18 protein-coding genes and 2 pseudogenes are annotated in these 17,219 nt (G+C 68.0%); 12 read left to right on the forward strand and 8 right to left on the reverse strand.

From position 1 onward, the window contains the following. Positions 1–47 precede the first annotated feature (47 nt). From secD to G7043_RS34045, 3 genes are read left to right on the forward strand one after another with little or no spacing between them, the layout of a single operon-like run. On the forward strand, positions 48–1,847 hold the full coding sequence (gene secD / locus G7043_RS34035) for a protein translocase subunit SecD (RefSeq protein WP_166052753.1): 1,800 nt from the start codon (positions 48–50) through the stop codon (positions 1,845–1,847). A gap of 1 nt (position 1,848) precedes the next feature. Further along, positions 1,849–3,003 carry a protein translocase subunit SecF gene (secF, locus tag G7043_RS34040; protein ID WP_166052754.1) on the forward strand — a complete coding sequence of 385 codons (1,155 nt, stop codon included), beginning with the start codon at positions 1,849–1,851 and terminating at the stop codon, positions 3,001–3,003. Between the two features lie 23 nt (positions 3,004–3,026). Beyond that, positions 3,027–3,518 (forward strand): adenine phosphoribosyltransferase, encoded by a 492-nt coding sequence (locus G7043_RS34045; RefSeq protein WP_086665022.1) that lies wholly within the window; start codon positions 3,027–3,029, stop codon positions 3,516–3,518. 70 nt (positions 3,519–3,588) lie between these two features. On the opposite strand, the gene G7043_RS34050 is transcribed toward G7043_RS34045, so the two are convergent. The 3 genes from G7043_RS34050 to G7043_RS34060 are packed head-to-tail and all read right to left on the reverse strand — an operon-like array spanning position 3,589 to position 4,359. Then, the gene (locus tag G7043_RS34050; protein ID WP_166052756.1) at positions 3,589–3,735 is read right to left on the reverse strand and encodes a hypothetical protein; all 147 of its coding nucleotides are present in this window, start codon (positions 3,733–3,735) and stop codon (positions 3,589–3,591) included. Positions 3,736–3,754: 19 nt separating this feature from the next. Further along, entirely contained in the window at positions 3,755–4,039 is a 285-nt protein-coding gene (locus G7043_RS34055; protein ID WP_166052757.1) for a hypothetical protein, read from the reverse strand. A gap of 44 nt (positions 4,040–4,083) precedes the next feature. Continuing rightward, positions 4,084–4,359: a hypothetical protein gene (locus G7043_RS34060; RefSeq protein WP_166052758.1), complete on the reverse strand. Its 276-nt coding sequence runs from the start codon at positions 4,357–4,359 to the stop codon at positions 4,084–4,086. Positions 4,360–4,729: 370 nt separating this feature from the next. Here G7043_RS34060 and G7043_RS34065 point away from each other — a divergent pair. The 5 genes and pseudogenes from G7043_RS34065 to G7043_RS34080 form a co-directional block, all read left to right on the forward strand. After that, a pseudogene (locus G7043_RS34065) lies at positions 4,730–5,551 on the forward strand (DUF222 domain-containing protein); the annotation flags it as partial. 28 nt (positions 5,552–5,579) lie between these two features. Further along, a complete protein-coding gene (locus G7043_RS50450; protein WP_390828805.1) occupies positions 5,580–5,861 on the forward strand; it encodes an HNH endonuclease signature motif containing protein in 282 nt (93 codons plus the stop codon). 61 nt (positions 5,862–5,922) lie between these two features. Further along, on the forward strand, positions 5,923–6,777 hold the full coding sequence (locus tag G7043_RS34070) for a helix-turn-helix domain-containing protein (RefSeq protein ID WP_166052760.1): 855 nt from the start codon (positions 5,923–5,925) through the stop codon (positions 6,775–6,777). Beyond that, positions 6,752–6,928, forward strand: coding sequence for a DUF397 domain-containing protein (locus tag G7043_RS34075; RefSeq protein WP_166052761.1), 177 nt, complete (start codon positions 6,752–6,754; stop codon positions 6,926–6,928). The genes G7043_RS34070 and G7043_RS34075 overlap by 26 nt, the downstream gene beginning before the upstream one ends. Before the next feature lie 122 nt (positions 6,929–7,050). After that, the gene (locus G7043_RS34080) at positions 7,051–9,336 is read left to right on the forward strand and encodes a RelA/SpoT family protein (RefSeq protein WP_207312087.1); all 2,286 of its coding nucleotides are present in this window, start codon (positions 7,051–7,053) and stop codon (positions 9,334–9,336) included. Positions 9,337–9,392: 56 nt separating this feature from the next. Here G7043_RS34080 and G7043_RS34085 read toward each other — a convergent pair whose 3' ends face one another. Next, a complete protein-coding gene (locus G7043_RS34085; protein ID WP_166052763.1) occupies positions 9,393–10,247 on the reverse strand; it encodes a peptidylprolyl isomerase in 855 nt (284 codons plus the stop codon). Between the two features lie 114 nt (positions 10,248–10,361). Here G7043_RS34085 and G7043_RS34090 point away from each other — a divergent pair, with 114 nt between their 5' ends. The 3 genes and pseudogenes from G7043_RS34090 to G7043_RS34100 all read left to right on the forward strand — a co-directional run bounded on the left by G7043_RS34090 (position 10,362) and on the right by G7043_RS34100 (position 13,029). Further along, entirely contained in the window at positions 10,362–11,057 is a 696-nt protein-coding gene (locus G7043_RS34090) for an MBL fold metallo-hydrolase (protein WP_166052764.1), read from the forward strand. Between the two features lie 5 nt (positions 11,058–11,062). Next, positions 11,063–12,313 (forward strand): annotated as a pseudogene (gene hisS / locus G7043_RS34095) (histidine--tRNA ligase); the annotation flags it as partial. 89 nt (positions 12,314–12,402) lie between these two features. Further along, complete coding sequence (locus G7043_RS34100; RefSeq protein WP_166052766.1) at positions 12,403–13,029, forward strand: hypothetical protein; 627 nt, start codon at positions 12,403–12,405, stop codon at positions 13,027–13,029. 7 nt (positions 13,030–13,036) lie between these two features. Here G7043_RS34100 and G7043_RS34105 read toward each other — a convergent pair whose 3' ends face one another. Beyond that, entirely contained in the window at positions 13,037–13,873 is an 837-nt protein-coding gene (locus tag G7043_RS34105; RefSeq protein WP_166052767.1) for a spermidine synthase, read from the reverse strand. Positions 13,874–13,918: 45 nt separating this feature from the next. Here G7043_RS34105 and G7043_RS34110 point away from each other — a divergent pair, with 45 nt between their 5' ends. Continuing rightward, complete coding sequence (locus tag G7043_RS34110) at positions 13,919–14,272, forward strand: DUF1304 domain-containing protein (RefSeq protein WP_166052768.1); 354 nt, start codon at positions 13,919–13,921, stop codon at positions 14,270–14,272. On the opposite strand, the gene G7043_RS34115 is transcribed toward G7043_RS34110, so the two are convergent. From G7043_RS34115 to pnuC, 3 genes are read right to left on the reverse strand one after another with little or no spacing between them, the layout of a single operon-like run. Continuing rightward, positions 14,193–15,503 carry a YibE/F family protein gene (locus G7043_RS34115; protein ID WP_313888206.1) on the reverse strand — a complete coding sequence of 437 codons (1,311 nt, stop codon included), beginning with the start codon at positions 15,501–15,503 and terminating at the stop codon, positions 14,193–14,195. The two genes, G7043_RS34110 and G7043_RS34115, sit on opposite strands and share 80 nt — an antisense overlap. Positions 15,504–15,555: 52 nt before the next feature. Next, positions 15,556–16,617 carry an AAA family ATPase gene (locus tag G7043_RS34120; RefSeq protein ID WP_166052770.1) on the reverse strand — a complete coding sequence of 354 codons (1,062 nt, stop codon included), beginning with the start codon at positions 16,615–16,617 and terminating at the stop codon, positions 15,556–15,558. Then, positions 16,614–17,183, reverse strand: a complete 570-nt coding sequence (pnuC, locus tag G7043_RS34125; RefSeq protein ID WP_313888207.1) for a nicotinamide riboside transporter PnuC — start codon at positions 17,181–17,183, stop codon at positions 16,614–16,616. Before pnuC ends, G7043_RS34120 begins: the two co-directional genes overlap by 4 nt. Positions 17,184–17,219: the final 36 nt, after the last annotated feature.

The following is a 17,219-nucleotide window of genomic DNA, read 5'->3' on the forward strand; positions in this document are numbered from 1 at the left end:
TTACGCTGCGCGCTCGGAAACCATCGCTACTAGGAGACGGACGGATCGTGGCACCTCCGGCCGGGCAAATTCGCCCTGCGAAGTATTTGGCGAGTTTTGTCCTCATCGTGGTCGCGCTCTACGCCCTGGTGTTCCTCACCGGGAACGGTTCGGCCAAACCCAAGCTCGGAATCGACCTCCAGGGCGGCACCATCGTCACGCTGACCGCGCGTCAGGAAGACGGGGCCCAGCCCAGCGAGGAGGCGCTGAACCGCGCACGTGACCTCATCGAGGTCCGCGTCAACGGTCTCGGTGTCTCCGGTGCCGAGGTCGTGCGCGACGGCAACAACCTGACGATCACCGTGCCCGGCGCGGACAGCGAAGGCGCGAAGGGCCTCGGCCAGACCGCCCGCCTCGCGTTCCGCAAGGTCATCGGCCAGCCGGTCCCGGCGGGCACGCCGGCGACCGCGCCGGAGACCTCGTCGAGCACCCCGCCGTCCGGCAACGCGAGCACGCCGCCGTCCACGCCGCCGAGCCAGAGCGCGGGCACCCCCTCGTCGAGCAACGCTCCGCAGGGCCGCCCCGCGCCGAACCTGGCCGCGCAGCCGTCCAGCACGCCGCCGTCGGGCAGCACCGCTCCGTCGAGCAACGCCAGCACGCCGCCGAGCACGCCGCCGGCCCCCTCCAACGTCGACCCGAAGGTCGCGAAGGAGATCCAGGAGGCCAAGGCGCTCCGCCAGAGCACGGACCCGCAGATCCTGCAGCAGGCCGCGCTCATGCTCGACTGCTCGAAGCCGGACCCGTTGCGCGGCAACGACGACCTCGACAAGCCGCTCGTCACCTGCGACGAGAAGGGCGAGTTCAAGTACACGCTGGCTCCGGTCAACCCTCCCAAGGAGGACACCCAGACCAAGCCGGACGACTACGAGAACTACTCGCGCCTCACCGGTGAGGACATCAACAACGCCGCGGCCAACAACAACCCGAACGGCACCGGCTACGTCGTCAACCTCGACTTCAAGTCCGAGGGCGGCTCCAAGTGGGCCAAGTTCACCTCGGCCAACGTCCAGCAGGCCGTCGCGGTCGTGCTCGACGGCGAGGTCATGTCGGCGCCGACCATCCAGTCGGCCATCGAGGGCGGTTCGACCGAGATCAGCGGCAAGTTCACGCTGAAGGAAGCCCAGAACCTCGCGAACACGCTGAAGTACGGCGCGCTGCCGCTGTCCTTCGACTCCTCCGAGGCGCAGACGATCTCCCCGACGCTCGGCCTGCAGTCGCTCAAGGCGGGTCTGATCGCCGGCGGCATCGGCCTCGCGCTGGTGTTCGTCTACTGCATGTTCTACTACCGCCTCCTGGGCATCCTGACGATCCTGTCGCTGGCCCTGTCCGGCGTGATCATCTACGCGGTGCTGGTCCTGCTGGGCCGGCTCATCGGCTTCACCCTGGACCTCGCCGGCATCGCGGGCTTCATCGTCGCCATCGGTATCACCGCGGACTCGTTCATCGTCTTCTTCGAACGACTGAAAGACGAAGTGCGTGAAGGCCGCACGTTCCGTTCGGCCGTCCCGCGCGCGTGGGTCCGCTCCCGCCGCACGATCCTGAGCGCCGACGCGGTCAGCTTCATCGCCGCCGCCGTGCTGTACGTCATCGCGGTCGGCCAGGTGAAGGGCTTCGCGTTCACGCTGGGCATGTCGACGGTCCTCGACCTCGTGGTCGTGTTCCTCGTGACGCACCCGCTGGTCGCGATGGCGTCGAAGTCCAAGTTCCTGTCCAACCCGAAACTGTCCGGGCTGGGCGGCGCCTTCCGCGAAGGCGCTGCTCACCGTGCGGGCACGTCCGGCAAGACCGCTGCCGTGAAGGAGGCCTGACATGAGCAGCGTGTTCACGCGCCTCTACGTGGGCAACGGCGCTTTCGACATCGTCGGCAAGCGCGTCCGCTGGTACATCGTGTCCAGCATCATCCTGCTGGTCTGCATCGGCTCGATGGTGTTCAACGGCTTCAACCTGGGCATCGACTTCAAGGGCGGCACGAAGATCTCGATGCCGTCGGTCTCGGAGTCGAGCCAGACCATCTCGACCAACGCCGTCGAGGACGCGTACGCGAAGGCCCTGCCCGGCAAGAAGCCCACCGCCGTGCAGGCCGTGGGCTCCGGCGCCAGCGCGACGATCCAGATCAAGTCGCCCGCGCTGAACGTCGCCGAGGTCGCGACCCTCAAGACGGCCATCGCGCAGGACACCAAGCCGCAGGGCGGTCAGGGGGCGATCTCCGACAGCGCCGTCTCCGCGTCCTGGGGCGGTGAGATCAGCGGCAAGGCCCTGTGGGCCCTGTTCTGGTTCTTCGTCGCGGTCACGGCGTTCCTGGCGTTCTACTTCGAATGGCGCATGGCCGTCGGCGCGCTCGTCGCCGTCTTCCACGACGTCATCATCACCGCGGGCGTCTACTCGCTCATCGGCTTCGAGGTGACGCCGGCGACGGTGATCGGTCTGCTCACCATCCTCGGTTTCTCCCTGTACGACACGGTCGTCGTGTTCGACAAGGTCAAGGAGAACACCCGAGGCCTGCTGGGCCTGACCCGCCGCACCTACGGCGAGGCCGCCAACCTGGCGCTGAACCAGACCCTGATGCGCTCGATCAACACCTCGCTGATCGCGCTCCTCCCGGTCATCGGCCTGCTGGTCGTCGGCGTCGGCATCCTGGGCGTCGGCACGTTGCAGGACCTCGCGCTCGTGCAGCTCGTGGGTATGTTCATCGGTGCCCTGTCGTCGATCTTCATCGCGACGCCGGTGCTGGTCGACCTCAAGATGCGCGACCCGAAGTACGTCGCGCAGGCCAAGCGCGTGGCCGCCCGCCGCGCCAAGGCCACGGGTCCCCAGGTCGCCGAGGGCATCGAGTCGGTGGACGAGGACGCGCTCGCCTCGGACCTGCGCAAGGAAGAGGCGATGGCCGCCGCCGCGTCGGTGCCCCACCGCACCGCCAAGGCCGGCGACGCCCGTCGCCGCCCGACCGGAAAGCGTCAGCGTTGAAGTTGGATCGCGCTCTGGGATTGATGCGTGAAGTCCCCGACTTCCCCCAGCCGGGGGTCGTCTTCCGGGACTTCACGCCCATCCTCGCCGACCCGGACGCCCTGCGCGCCGTGGTCGACGCCCTTCAGGACAAGATCGACGACAGCACCCAGGTGATCGCCGCCATCGAGTCGCGCGGCTTCCTCCTGGGTGCTGCCCTGGGCTACGGCTGGCGCTACGGCGTCGTGCCGCTGCGCAAACCGGGCAAGCTCCCGGTGGTCGCCGACTCCCAGTCCTACGACCTGGAGTACGGGACCGCGTCGCTGGAACTGCCCGCCGACGCCATCCAGCCCGGCCAGCGCGTGGTCGTGGTAGACGACGTGCTCGCCACCGGTGGCACCGCAGAGGCCGCGTGCACTTTGGTCGAGCGCGCGGGCGGCATCGTGACGGGTGTGTCGGTGGTGCTGGAGATCGCGGCGCTGGGCGGACGCTCACGGCTCGCGGGCCGCGAGGTCAGCGCGCTGCTCGCCGTCTGACCGACGAGCAGCGCGACACCGTCACATCTGGTTCAGCATGAACAGCGTCACGCCTTGAGGCGCCTCTTCATCAGCCGGTCCCCTTCGCCAGCGCGGCGCCGGTGTACGCGGCGATCACCACGGGTGTGCCCTGCGGAGCGGGCCGCGCCATCGACGGCGGCGGTGGTGCGAACGGATTCGGTTGCAGGTGGTCCCCCCAGACCTGTCGTCGACTCACAACGAGTGACCAAGGCATGTCAGAGGGTGGGCGGCGGCGCTATGAACCGGTAGGCGACGACGACGGTGATCGCCCACAGGAAGTAGAAGATCGGCAGTCCCAGCAGGATCAGCCGCCACGCCTTCATGCCGCCGTGCGCGACCCGCCACAGGGCGGCGGAGGCACCGAGCCAGGGCACCACGCCCAGTGTCGCCGCGCGAATCGCCTCGCCGGCGCCGTTGGTGGACAGGTTGAGCACGACGATCGCGACGTACCAGACGCCCGCGAACCCCAGGCTGTGCCAGATCGGACGATGTTCGTGCACGAGGCCCCCAGACCGTTGAACTGGCCTGATTGTGTCAGTGGGGTTCAGGCGAGAGGGGGCGGGGCGACGAAGGCGGCGCCGATGCTGACGAAGACCAGCGTGACGAGGGACGCCGGAGCCGTCACCACCGCGAACTCCCACAGCTTCGGGGATTTCGCGCGGCGCAGCACCAGCCAGCTCAGCGCGGTCGCGATCACCCAGCCCACGGTGGAACCGATGATCGACCTCTGGTCGATGTAGTTCGGGTCGTCCAGGGCGAGGTACGCCATCGTGCCGAGCCACACGAACGACATCGCGGCGCACCAGAACAGGGTCCTCACGGGTGCGAGTGTGTCAGGCGGCTTCGCCGGGCCGGCACATGCCCTCCTTCGTCGGGCGTGCGCCGGAACTAATTTCTGTGGCCCATTTTCGTTGTTGGTTGCGGGGTGTGGTGCGTTTGCGCGCATCGTCGTTTTTTGCGTGCGTGGTTGCTAGTGGTTGCGTTGCGTCTAGAGAGATGTGCACTAACGGAGCCTATGGTCGTTGGCTAGATGCTTCACCCGAACGTGTGGCGTCTGACGTGGGTTTTCATCATGATCTTGCGGTAATGTCGAACGCGTGATCGAACCGGACTTTCGACTTCTCTCTACCGGCGAACTGCTCGATGCAGTCGCCGGAGACGTGTTGGAAATTCGCGTTCTTGAGAATGTGATGATGCAGAAGATCGCCGAACTGGGGCGGCGCGGCGCCGCAGGGGAGTTGGGGTACAAGAATGTGGCGCATGTGTTGCGCCACGCGGTGCGGTGGGATCTGAAGACCGCGCGGCAGTGGGTCGCGCGGGCAGCGCTGCTCGCCCGTGAGGTCACGCCGACCGGGTCGGTGCTGGAGCCGGAGTTGCCGGCCACCGCTGCCGCGGTGGCCGACGGTGCGCTCTCGGCTGAGCACATCTCGGCGGTCGCCGAGGTGATGAAGGACCTGCCGCCCGAAGCCGAGCAGCCGGTGGTCGAGTTCGCGCTCGCGCACGAACCCAGCGCGGTGCGCTCGTTCGCCAAGGAGTTGGCGTACCGGCTCTACCAGCAGGACGCGGAGTCACGCGAGACCGAGCCCCGGTTGCCGGTGAACAAGCTGCGGATGGAGTGGAAGGGTGAGCAGCTGGAGGTGTGGGCCCGGCTGGACAAGGTCAGCGGCGCCAAGTTCGAGGCGATGATCGATCCGCTGGCCAAGCCCCGTTCCGCCACACCCGAGGAAGGCCCGGACCCGCGTTCGCGCGCCGAACGGCAGGGCGACGCCTTCGCCGACCTGATCGACCTGATGCTGCGCGCCGACCAGCTGCCCGAGCACGGCGGCGAACCCGTCACGCTGACCCTCACGATGGCCTACGCCGACCTGGCCGAGAAGACTGGCCTGGCGCTGCTGGACAGCCGCGAGCGCGTCCCCGCCGCGCTGGTCCGGCGCCTGGCCTGCAACGCCGGAGTCATCCCGGTGGTCATGGGAGGCCGGTCCGAGCCGATGGACATCGGCCGCAAGTCCCGCACCCTTCCCCGCCGCGATCCGCCGCCTGCTGGTCGTCAGGGACGGAGGCTGCGCCTTCCCCGGCTGCGACCGGCCAGCCAAGCACTGCGACGCCCACCACGTCAGGTTCTGGTCCCACGGAGGCGAGACCTCGGTTGGCAACGCGGTGCTGCTGTGCCGCCACCACCACACCTTGATCCACCAGAGCGATGGGGAAGTGGAGCTGATCCACGGCACGCCGGCGTTCATCCCGCCCGCGTGGCTGGACCCTGCCCGCACACCCAGAACCAGAGAGCGAACGAGAGAGGAGCACGAATGGCCTGCCGCCTAGCAGCCGTTTTCATCCGAACGAGTTGGTTCGTGGAGGAGGGTCAATGCCTACCGTCGGACGAATGACTGCGATCACTTCCACCGCCTACAGCCGCGACCTGGGCGACGAACTGCGCCGGCTGCGCGAGAAGCACACCAGGCTGACCGGGTTCGGCTTCGCCGAAGAACTCGGGTGGGATCCGAGCAAGGTGTCGAACATCGAGAACGGCAAGGCGCGGGCGAGCGAAATCGACCTCGTCCAGTACCTGATGATGTGCGGCCGGGACTTCGTGTTCTTCGAAGCCTTCCGCGACCGTTACCGGTACGCCTTTGATCCGTACGTCGTGGTGGTGCCGGACAACATCCGCACACTCGCCATGGCCGAGGCGAAAGCCACGAAGATCACGACCTACGACGTTCACACCATCCCGGGCCTCATCCAGATCCCGGAGTACGCGCGAGCGTTGTTCGTCGATGGCGGCCGAGTAGCTCCTGAGGACATCGAGAGGGGCGTTCAGCTGCGTACGGAACGCCAGGCGGTCATGAGGCGCCAGAACCGTCCGGAATGTCTCTTCTACGTCCACGAACTCGCTTTGCAGCTGAAGGTCGGCGACGACCAGCTCATGGAGGAGCAGTACCTGCGCCTGCTCTTCAACACGCACCTCCTGCGGATCGTGCCGATGTCGGCGGGCTCTGCTCCCCTCAGGCAGTCGGCCCGCATGCTTTTCAACTTCGAGAAGCACCCGCCGGTGGCGTACAGCGAGAACGGTCTTGGCCAGGTGTTCGCGCACGACGGCGGCGCCATCCGGGACAGCCGTGAGTTCTTCAAGTGGTTGGATGCCTGCGCTTTGGATGAGGGACAATCGCGGAGCCTGCTGGCGAACTACGTCAGCGGACCGCGAAAGGACCTCGATGAGCCACCATCGGACCTGGCATAAGAGCTCCTACAGCAACGACACGATCGAGAGCGCGTGTGTCGAGGTGTCGCTCGCCCACGACGCTCTCGTGCGTGACTCGAAGGCCACTGGCGGTGACGCCCTGGTCTTCTCGATTCAGGCGTGGCGCGCGTTCGTGGTGAGCGTCGCCTGATCGGCCCAGCAAAAGTTTGGGTGGCGTTCACCGTGTGAGCTGCGCCGCTCAGCGCGCCATCGGAAGTTTCGTCAGCGTAAACGCGTTATCCTCGGTACTCGCGAGACCCGAGGAGCGTGGGGTTGAGTCAAGACACCGAACCCGCTGCGACGGTTGTTCAACCGTCGGCTACCCGGCGTGTGCGCGCCCGCCTTGCGCGGCGCATCACCGCCCAACGTGCGGCCCCGGTGAAGCAGGTCCTCGAACCTCTCGCCGCCGTGCACCGTGACCTCCATCCCAAGGCCGATCTGGCGCTTCTGCAGCACGCATATGACGTTGCCGAGGAGAAGCACCGCCCGCAGCGCCGCAAGTCCGGCGATCCGTACATCACCCACCCGCTCGCCGTGGCGACGATCCTCGCCGAGCTGGGCATGGACACCACGACGCTGGTGGCCGCGCTGCTGCACGACACCGTGGAAGACACCGATTACTCACTGGGGCAGCTGAAGGACGACTTCGGCGAGGAGGTCGCTCGTCTCGTCGACGGCGTCACGAAGCTCGACAAGGTCAAGCTGGGGGCAGCGGCCGAGGCCGAGACCATCCGCAAGATGGTCATCGCGATGGCGAAGGACCCACGGGTCCTGGTCATCAAGCTGGCCGACCGGCTGCACAACATGCGCACCATGCGGTTCCTGCCGCCCGAGAAGCAGGCCCGCAAGGCCCGTGAAACGCTCGAAGTGCTCGCGCCGCTGGCCCACCGCCTGGGCATGGCGACCGTGAAGTGGGAGCTGGAGGACCTCGCGTTCGCGATCCTGCAGCCGAAGAAGTACGACGAGATCGTCCGCCTGGTCGCGAAGCGCGCGCCGAGTCGTGACACGTACCTGCGGACCGTCGTCGACGAGCTGAACACTCAACTCGAGAGTGCGCGGATCGTCGCGAAGGTCGAGGGGCGGCCGAAGCACTACTACTCGATCAACCAGAAGATGATCGTCCGCGGCCGGGACTTCGACGACATCCACGACCTCGTGGGTGTGCGGATCCTGGTGGACGAGGTGCGCGACTGCTACGCCGCGATGGGCGTCGTGCACGCCGCGTGGCAGCCGATGCCCGGGCGGTTCAAGGACTACATCGCGCAGCCGCGGTTCGGCGTGTACCAGTCGCTGCACACGACCGTGATCGGTCCCGACGGCAAGCCTCTTGAAGTGCAGATCCGCACGCAGGAGATGCACCAGCGGGCCGAGTACGGCATTGCGGCGCACTGGCGTTACAAGGAAACCAAGGGCACGCACAACGGCAAGTCCGTCGAGATCGACGAGATGGCGTGGATGCGCCAGCTCCTCGACTGGCAGCGGGAAGCCGCGGACCCCGGTGAGTTCCTGGAGGGCCTGCGCTGGGACCTCGCCGCGCGCGAGATCTTCGTGTTCACCCCCAAGGGTGACGTCGAGACGTTGCCGACGGGCTCCACGCCGGTCGACTTCGCCTACTCGGTGCACACCGAGGTGGGTCACCGCTGCATAGGCGCTCGGGTGAACGGTCGCCTGGTCGCTCTCGAACGCAAGCTCGAGAACGGCGAGGTCGTCGAGATCTTCACCTCCAAGGCGGAGGGCGCGGGTCCGTCCCGCGACTGGTTGAGCTTCGTCGCGTCCCCGCGGGCCAAGGCGAAGATCAAGCAGTGGTTCGCCAAGGAGCGCAAGGAAGAGGCGATCGAGCAGGGCAAGGACGCGATCACCAAGGAGGTCCGCCGGGTCGGCCTGCCGATCCAGCGCCTCGTGTCGGTCGACTCCATGCAGGCCCTCGCGAAGGAACTGCACTACCCGGACATGAGCGCGTTGTACGCGGCGGTCGGCGAGGGCCACACCTCGGCGCGGCACGTCGTGCAACGTCTCGTGGCCCAGCTCGGCGGGGTCGACCACGCCGAGGAGGAGCTGGCCGACCGCGCCACCCCGTCCACGGTCACCCGGCGCCGCCCTACCGGCGACGCGGGCGTGATCGTCAAGGACGCGGGCGACGTGTGGGTGAAGCTCGCCCGTTGCTGCACTCCGGTGCCGGGCGACGACATCCTCGGGTTCGTGACGCGTGGTGGCGGTGTCTCCGTGCACCGGACCGACTGCACGAACGCGGACGAGCTGCTGAAGTCGCCGGAACGCCTCCTCGACGTCGAGTGGGCTCCGAGCGCGTCCAGCGTGTTCCTGGTCGCCATCCAGGTGGAGGCGCTCGACCGGCACCGGCTGCTCTCGGACGTCACGAAGGTGCTGGCCGACGAGCGCGTGAACATCCTGTCGGCGTCGGTGACGACGTCGCGGGACCGTGTGGCCGTCAGCCGGTTCTCGTTCGAGATGGGCGACCCGAAGCACCTGGGCCACGTTCTGAAGGCCGTGCGGAGCGTTGAGGGCGTCTACGACGTCTATCGCGTGACGTCAGCCTCGTAACCAGCACACACGAAAAAGCCCCCGGCTCCGAACCGGGGGCTTTTTCGTGTGAAGAACTAGTTCGCTACCAGAGCCGACTTGATGTCGACCGGGGTCTTCGGCTTGCCGTCACCCTGGCCGGGCGACTGCGAGATCGCGCCGGTCTTCGCGACCTCGTCGATCTTCTTCAGCGACTCCTCGTCGACCGTGCCGAACACGGTGTACGCGGGCTTCAGGTTCGCGCCGTCGCCGTAGACGATGAAGAACTGCGAGCCGTTGGTGTCCGGGCCCGAGTTCGCCATGGCGAGCACGCCGCGGCCGTAGGTCAGCTCGGGGTAGACCTCGTCCTTGAACGAGTAGCCGGGGCCGCCCATGCCGTTGCCGCCGGGGTCGCCGCACTGCAGGACCTGGATGCCGGTCACCACGAGACGGTGGCAGGTGGTGTTGTCGAAGTACTTCTGCTTCGCCAGGTTGATGAAGTTGTTCACCGTGCACGGCGCGAGCGCGCGGTCCAGGTTGAACTTCAGGTCGCCGATGGAGGTGCCGAGGGTGACGCCGACCGTTCCGGTGGCGGGCTGCTCACCGTTCGCGGGCGGGGTGTTCTCCTTGGCCGCCGGCTCCTGGCCCTTCGTGTATTCACAGTTCACCTTTTCCGGCAGCGCGGTCGGACGCTTCGGAATCTGGTGCATCGCGGTGGGGATCTTGTCCGCCTTGTCCACCGACTCCTGCGCGGGAGTCTCCGACGCGGCGGCGTCGCCGTTACCGAAGTCGTGGGTCGCGAGCCACCACACACCACCTCCGACGAGCGCAACAACGACGACCGTCGAGACGACGGCGATGATGCGACGCTTCTTGGCCCGCTCCTGGCGGTACACCATCTGACGCTCAAGCTTGCGCTTGGCGTTCGCGCGTCGCTGCTCGTTGGTGGGCACGTGCTCCCTCCCCAGGGACTCATGCGAATAGGGCGGTCGGCACGGCAGTCTAGGGCCTGGGCATATGAGCTTTGTGTGGTGGTTAGGCTGTGGTTGAACAGGGAGGTCATTTTCGTGCTCGTGATCGGGTTCCCCACTGGTGCGCTCCAGGCGAACTGCTTCGTCCTGGCGGCCGGTGAGGGCGAGCCCTGCGTGATCATCGACCCCGGTCAGGACGCGGTCGAGCCGGTCGAGCAGGCGCTGCGGGAGTACAAGCTCGCGCCGGTCGCCGTGCTCCTCACGCACGGGCACTTCGACCACACGTTCTCCGTCACCCCGGTCTGCGACGGCAACGACATCCCCGCCTACATCCACCCGGACGACGTCGCGATGCTCTCCGACCCGCTCAAGGGCGTGAGCCGCGAGTCGGCCGCGTTCTTCGGCGGCAACCTGGAGATGCGCGAGCCGTCCGAGGTGCGCGAGCTGACCGACGGCGCCGAGCTCGACCTCGCCGGGTTGCAGATCACCGTCGACCACACGCCGGGCCATACCGGCGGGTCGGTGATGTTCCGCTCCGGCGTGCAGGAAGGGGGTCGCCTGGTGATCTCGGGTGACACGCTCTTCGCCGGTTCCATCGGACGCACCGACCTGCCCGGCGGTGACCACTCGCGCATGTTGTCGTCTCTGCAGAACAAGGTCTTGACCTTGCCCGACGACACGGTGGTGCTGCCGGGCCACGGCCCGTCGACGACCATTGGCCGAGAGCGTGGGACGAACCCCTACCTGCTCCAGTTGCAGGACGCACCGGCCGCCCCGCACCGAGGACTTTGAGAGACGTGTTTTCCGCACCCAAAGGCGTTCCCGACTACATCCCGCCGACGTCCGCCGCTTTCGTGCACGTTCGGTCGACCCTGACCCGTGCCGCCGAAGTCGCGGGCTACGGCTACGTCGAGCTGCCGGTCTTCGAGGACACCGCGCTGTTCTCGCGCGGCGTCGGCGAGTCGACCGACGTCGTGACGAAGGAGATGTACACCTTCCTCGACCGCGGCGACCGGTCCATCACGCTGCGCCCCGAGGGCACCGCAGGCGTGATGCGGGCCGTGATCGAGCACAGCCTCGACCGCGGCTCGCTGCCGGTGAAGCTCTACTACGCGGGCCAGTTCTTCCGCGCCGAGGCCCCGCAGGCCGGGCGGTACCGGCAGTTCCACCAGGTCGGCATCGAGGCGATCGGCGTCGACGACCCCGCGCTGGACGCCGAGGTCATCGCGGTCGGTGACGCGGGCTTCCGCGCGCTCGGCCTGACCGGGTACCGGCTGGAGCTCACCTCGCTGGGTGACGCCAACTGCCGTCCGGCGTACCGCGAGCTGCTGCAGGCGTTCCTGGCGAAGCTGCCGCTGGACGAGGCGACCCGTCAGCGTGCCGAGCTGAACCCGCTGCGCGTGCTCGACGACAAGCGGCCCGAGGTGCGCGCGCTGGTCGCGGACGCGCCGTTGATGGTGGACCACCTGTGCGACGGGTGTCGTGAGCACTACGAGCTGGTCAAGGGTTACCTGACCGAGCTGGGCGTGAAGTTCGTCGAGAACCCGCGCATGGTCCGCGGCCTCGACTACTACACGAAGACGACGTTCGAGTTCGTGCACGACGGCCTGGGCGCGCAGTCGGGTATCGGCGGCGGCGGTCGCTACGACGGCCTGATGGCGCAGCTCGGCGGCCAGGAGCTGTCCGGCGTCGGCTTCGGCCTCGGCGTCGACCGGGCGCTGCTCGCGGCACAGGCCGAGGGCGTGCTGCCGGAGTTCAGCCGGGTCGACGTGATCGGCGTGCCGCTGGGCGAGGCGGCGCGGGCCCGGCTGGTGGCGATCGCCGGTGAGCTGCGGGCGGCCGGGGTGCGCACGGACCTGGTGTACGGCGGCCGGTCGATGAAGGCCGGGTTCAAGGCGGCGGACAAGTCCGGTGCGCGGCTGGCGCTGGTGCTGGGCGAGCGCGACCTGGAGGCCGGGAACATCGGCATCAAGACGCTGGCTACCGGTGAGCAGGTGACGGTGCCGCTGGCGGACGTGGTGTCGGCGGTGCGGGACGCGTTGAAGCCGGGCGATCTGCTCGCCGGTGTGCCGGGTGGTGCCGAGGCGCTGGCGTCGGACGCGGGCGCGACAGTGGCCGAGGCGGTGCGGGAGACCCCGTGAGCGACGACAAGCTCGTTCTCGACCTGCTGGACAAGACGACGGTCCGCAAGCGGGCGCGCATGGTGGCCATCGGCGGCATCATGGTCGCGCTCGCCTTCGGCGGGATCGTGGGCCTGATCGGCGGGCGCTGGCCGGGCGTCATCGCCGGGTTGATCGTGTCGGTGCCGGTGATCCTGCTGGCGCTGTCCGAGGCCCGCCGCACGGTGTGGCTGGAGGGCACGACCGTGTACGTGCGCGCGTTCGGCACGCGCAAGGTCGACCTGGCCACCGCGACCGGACTCGACCTGCTGGTCACGGACCTGCGCGGGGCGCGGACCGTCGGGCTGTTCGTGCGCGGCGGCAAGAAGGCGATCAACGTCGCGCTGTCGATGTACGCGGGCACCGGTGGGCGGGAGCTGGGGATCTACCAGCTGCGCCGGCTGGCGGACGCGCTGGCGGCCCGCGGGGACACGCCTGGGCTGGTGTTCTCGGAGCTGCTCGTCGCCCAGTTGCGGGCGGAGGCTCGCGGGCTGGCGGCAGCCGAACGGCCGTTGTACCGGCTGGGATCGTTGGCGCCTGCTGGTCGGATGGCGCAGAAGCTCCATCCGGAGGCCGTGTCGAAGTTCGTGACCTCGCTGGACTGATGTCGGCTCAGGTGCCCCACAGGCCGGACGGCGGCGCGGGCGACAGAGTCGCGGTGGCATCGGTGGTGACTGGCGCGCCACCGATGAACTTCGTCAGGCCCGTGCCGTGTTCGACCCGCCCCGGGAACGGATCGCCGGCCGTCGCGCGGGTCAGCTGCTGCATCGGCAGCCCGTTGTGTGACGCGAGGATCACGAAGTTGCCGAACCTGCGACCGCGGAACACGCCCGGTTCGGCGAGCACGCAGACGTGTTCGAACACCGCGCGCACGGTGGCGCACTGGGAGCGGGCGAACTGCAGGCCGTTGCCGTCACCGATGTTCGCGGCGTAGATGCCGTCGTCGGCCAGCGCGGCGGACGCCTGGCGCACGTACTCGACCGACGTCAGGTGGGCGGGGGTGCGGGCGCCGGCGAAGCAGTCCGAGACGATCAGGTCGAACGAGCCGGGGCGTGCCTTCACGAGCACCGCGCGGGCGTCGCCGGTGGTGATCCTCAGCCGTGAGGGCGGGGGCAGCTCGCGGCGGATGAACGCGATCAGGCCCGCGTCGATCTCGGCGACCTGCTGAGACGCCCGAGGCAGTAGATCCGCCACGTAGCGCGCTAGCGTGAGAGCGCCACCACCCAGGTGGAGCACACGCGAAGGCGCGGTGAGATCGACGATGTGACCCAGCCTGCGGACGTACTCGAACTCGAGATAGGTCGGGTCGTCCAGGTCCACATGCGACTGTGGGGTTCCGTTGACCCGCAACGTCCACGAGTTCCGTCCACCGAGATCGGGGACCAGTTCGGCAACACCGGAGTCGATCGACTCGGTGATCGCCTCTGTGTCGGGCCGCTGTCTTCCCACTGCTCTATTGTCTCATCGGGTGTGTCAGTCCAGAGGAGGACCTACGTGCAGGTTATCGCGAACATCCTGATCGCCCTGGTGGCGTTGATCCACCTCTACATCGTGGTGCTGGAGATGTTCCTCTGGACGACACCGCGCGGCCAGAAGGCGTTCGGTCTCACGCCCGAGTTCGCGCAGGCGTCCAAGGCGCTCGCCGCGAACCAGGGCCTCTACAACGGCTTCCTCGCCGCCGGTCTGATCTACGCGCTGATCCGGCAGGACTTCGGCGCGTCCGTGCTCTTCACGGTGTTCGTGATCGTCGCCGGCGTCTACGGCACGTTCACGGCGAGCCGGAAGATCTTCTTCGTGCAGGTGGTGCCTGGCGTGCTGACGCTGCTCTTCGTGCTCTTGGCTCGCTAGGTCGTTCCCACGGCCCCTTGTCGGGGTCGTAGCCGATGAAGAGGTCGCCCTCGATGCGCGCGGGCCTGGGTTTCACGGGCTTCGCGCGCTTCACGGTCTTCGGTTCTGGCTCGGGCTCCGGCTCGGGTTCAGGTGCTGCGGCCGGGGCGACCTCTTGGCGCACGGCGACCAGGGCGGCCAGGGCCGTGGTGACCGGGACCGCCGCCACCAGGCCGATGCTGCCGACCAGCGTGCGCACGATCTCCTGCGCGATCTGCTGCGCGGTCAGGATCTCGCCCATCGACCGCCCGGACAGCGAGATCGCCAGCAGCAACGGCAGCGCCGCGCCCGCGTAGGCCATCACGAGCGTGTTCACGACGGACGACATGTGGTCGCGCCCGATCCGCGAACCGGCCGCGAACAGCTCGCGCCAGGTCAGCTTGTCGTTGGCCCGCCGAAGCTCCCACACCGCACTGGTCTGCGTGACGGTCACGTCGTCGAGCACGCCCAGCGCGCCGATCAGCGTGCCCGCCAGCAACAGCCCGCGGGTGTCGATGTCGGTGCCGAGGATGGTGACGAGGTTGATCGTGTCCTCGTCGAGGCCGGTCAGCGAGGCGAACGCCGAGAACAACGCGCCGAGCACGCCGATCAGCGCGAGGCTGACCAACGTCCCGAGCACGGCTGTCGATGTTCGCGCGCTGACGCCGTGGGTGAGGTAGAGCACCACGAACATGATCAGCCCGGCGCCGACCACCGCCACCATCAGCGGGCTCTTGCCGGCCAGGATCGACGGCATCACGAACAGCACGAGCACCACGAAGCTCAGCAGCAGCGCACCGAGTGCCGCGAGGCCCTGCCATCGTCCGAGCAGCAGCACGGCCGCGGCGAAGAGCACCGCCAGGATCACGAGTGACCAGTCGCGCTGGAAGTCGACGATCTGGTACGACTCGGCGGCCTGCGGCTGGCTGCCCGAATAGGACAGAACGACCTCGTCGCCGACGTTGAAGCGCGGGGCTCCAGGGCCGTTCACGCTCGGGATCGTGATGCTCTGCCCGTTGGCGTCACCGTCGGTCATCTTCACCGTGATGGCGACGCACTTCTCGCCGCAGTTCGCCTGCACACCGGTCACGACGGCGTTGACGGGCTTCTGGTGCAGGCCGATCTCCGCGCCGGTCTTCTGCTCGTGCCCGAACGGGTAGAGCAGCGCCGCGCCGACGAGCGTGGCCAGTGCCAACGGCACCAGCAGCCACATCAGCAACGTGCGTACGCGCTCTGATGCGGGTTCTTCGTCCTTCAGCGCGTGGCTATGCCCGTGACCGTGACCCACACGAGACATCCTGCCTCATCAGTTGTGCGACGGCCGTGATGGCCGTCGCGAACCTGTCCTCGGTCAGCTTGAGCCACGGCACACCGCGCCGCGTCAGCTCCTGTTCGAACAGTCCGGTCATCCACTCCCGCAGGTGCTCGCCGTCACGCCAGCCGTCCTGTTCGAACGGAACGCCGACGTGGTCGGTCAGCAGGTAGAGGTCCGGTTCGGACCCGAGGAAGATCTCCGGCCGGAAACCGAGGTAGCGCTCTCCCCAGACGGTCGCGGCGAACGCGTCGTTGTCCGCGACGACCAACGGCGCGGTCGAAGCCCGGATGCGGCGTTCCTGTTCGTGCGCCACGTCCTCGAAGTCACCCAGCGTCCACACCAGATCATCCACAGTGGACGAAGGCGCGAACGCTCGTGCGGCGGCCAGTTTGAGCTCGGTGTGCTCGCGGCCGTACTCGGCGATCCACGGCGCGGAGAAGTGGTCCGCGAGCTGCCGCGACAGGGTGGTCGTGCCGGTGCTCTCGGCGCCGACGACCACGACCTTCCACCCCAGACCGCGCTGCGTGGCGGGCGCGAGGTGGTGCCAGTTCGCGATCGGGTCGGTGCGGACGGCGGTGCCGGAGACCGGATGCGTCAGGCGGTCCAGGTCGACGAGGACGTGCTGCGCGCCCAGCCGGCGAGCCAGCTCGTCGCCGTACTTCTCGCTGGAGAACACGACGTCGACCGGTGCCTTCGAGGGATCTCCGTCCGCGATCGCGCGCCGGGCGAGGACCGCGCGGGTCAGTTCGACGTGCAGGTTCCAGATCTCGTCGGAGTCGAAGTCCATCGGGTGGTCGTCGAGGTCGCCGATGATCCGTACACCCGGCGTCGCGCCGTGTGTCTCCGTCAGCCAGTGCACGCGGTGTTCGAGAGGGATGGTCTCCGACGACGCGGCGAGCACGGTGACCGTTGTGCGTGTACTGCGTGCGGCCGCCGTCTCGATGAGGTGGTGGTGTCCGTTGTGCGGCGGATAGAACTTGCCGAGCACCAACGCGTGTTCGAACTCCTTCACACGCGCACCTCGTCCTTGAGGTCCTTGAGCCACGAGCGCAGGCCGATCACGCACAGCACCATGAACCCCACGTACAACACAGCCGTCAGGTACAGCTCCTTGTAGGCGTAGAGCGGCACGTAGATCACGTCCGCGGCGATCCACAGCCACCAGCACTCGATCTTCTTGCGGGCCTGGCCCCAGGTCGCGAGCAGCGACAACACCGTTGTGATGGCGTCCCAGAACGGCACGGTCGACTCGGTGAACGTCACCAGGACCCAGTGCAGCAACCCGGTGCCGAGCACGCCGGCGACCGCGAGCCAGATCCACTGCTGCCGCGTCGTGCGGCTGACGTGCAGCGTCGTGTGCTGCTCGCCGCCGCGCAGCCACGCCCACCAGCCGTAGACGGCGAGCACGACGTACACGATCTGCAGCCCGGAGTCGGCGAACAGCCCGCTGCCCCAGAACAGCACGAAGAACGCGATGTTGTTGGCGATGCCGATGGGCCAGTTCCAGGGGTTTTGCCGGGCGACCAGCCACACGCACAGTGCGCCGGTGACGAAGCCTGCTACCTCAATGGGTGACACGCGATCTCCTTGACCGCCGTTCGAACATGTGTTCGA

The sequence above is a fragment of the Lentzea alba genome, from assembly GCF_011067745.1.
GTDB lineage: Bacteria > Actinomycetota > Actinomycetes > Mycobacteriales > Pseudonocardiaceae > Lentzea > Lentzea alba.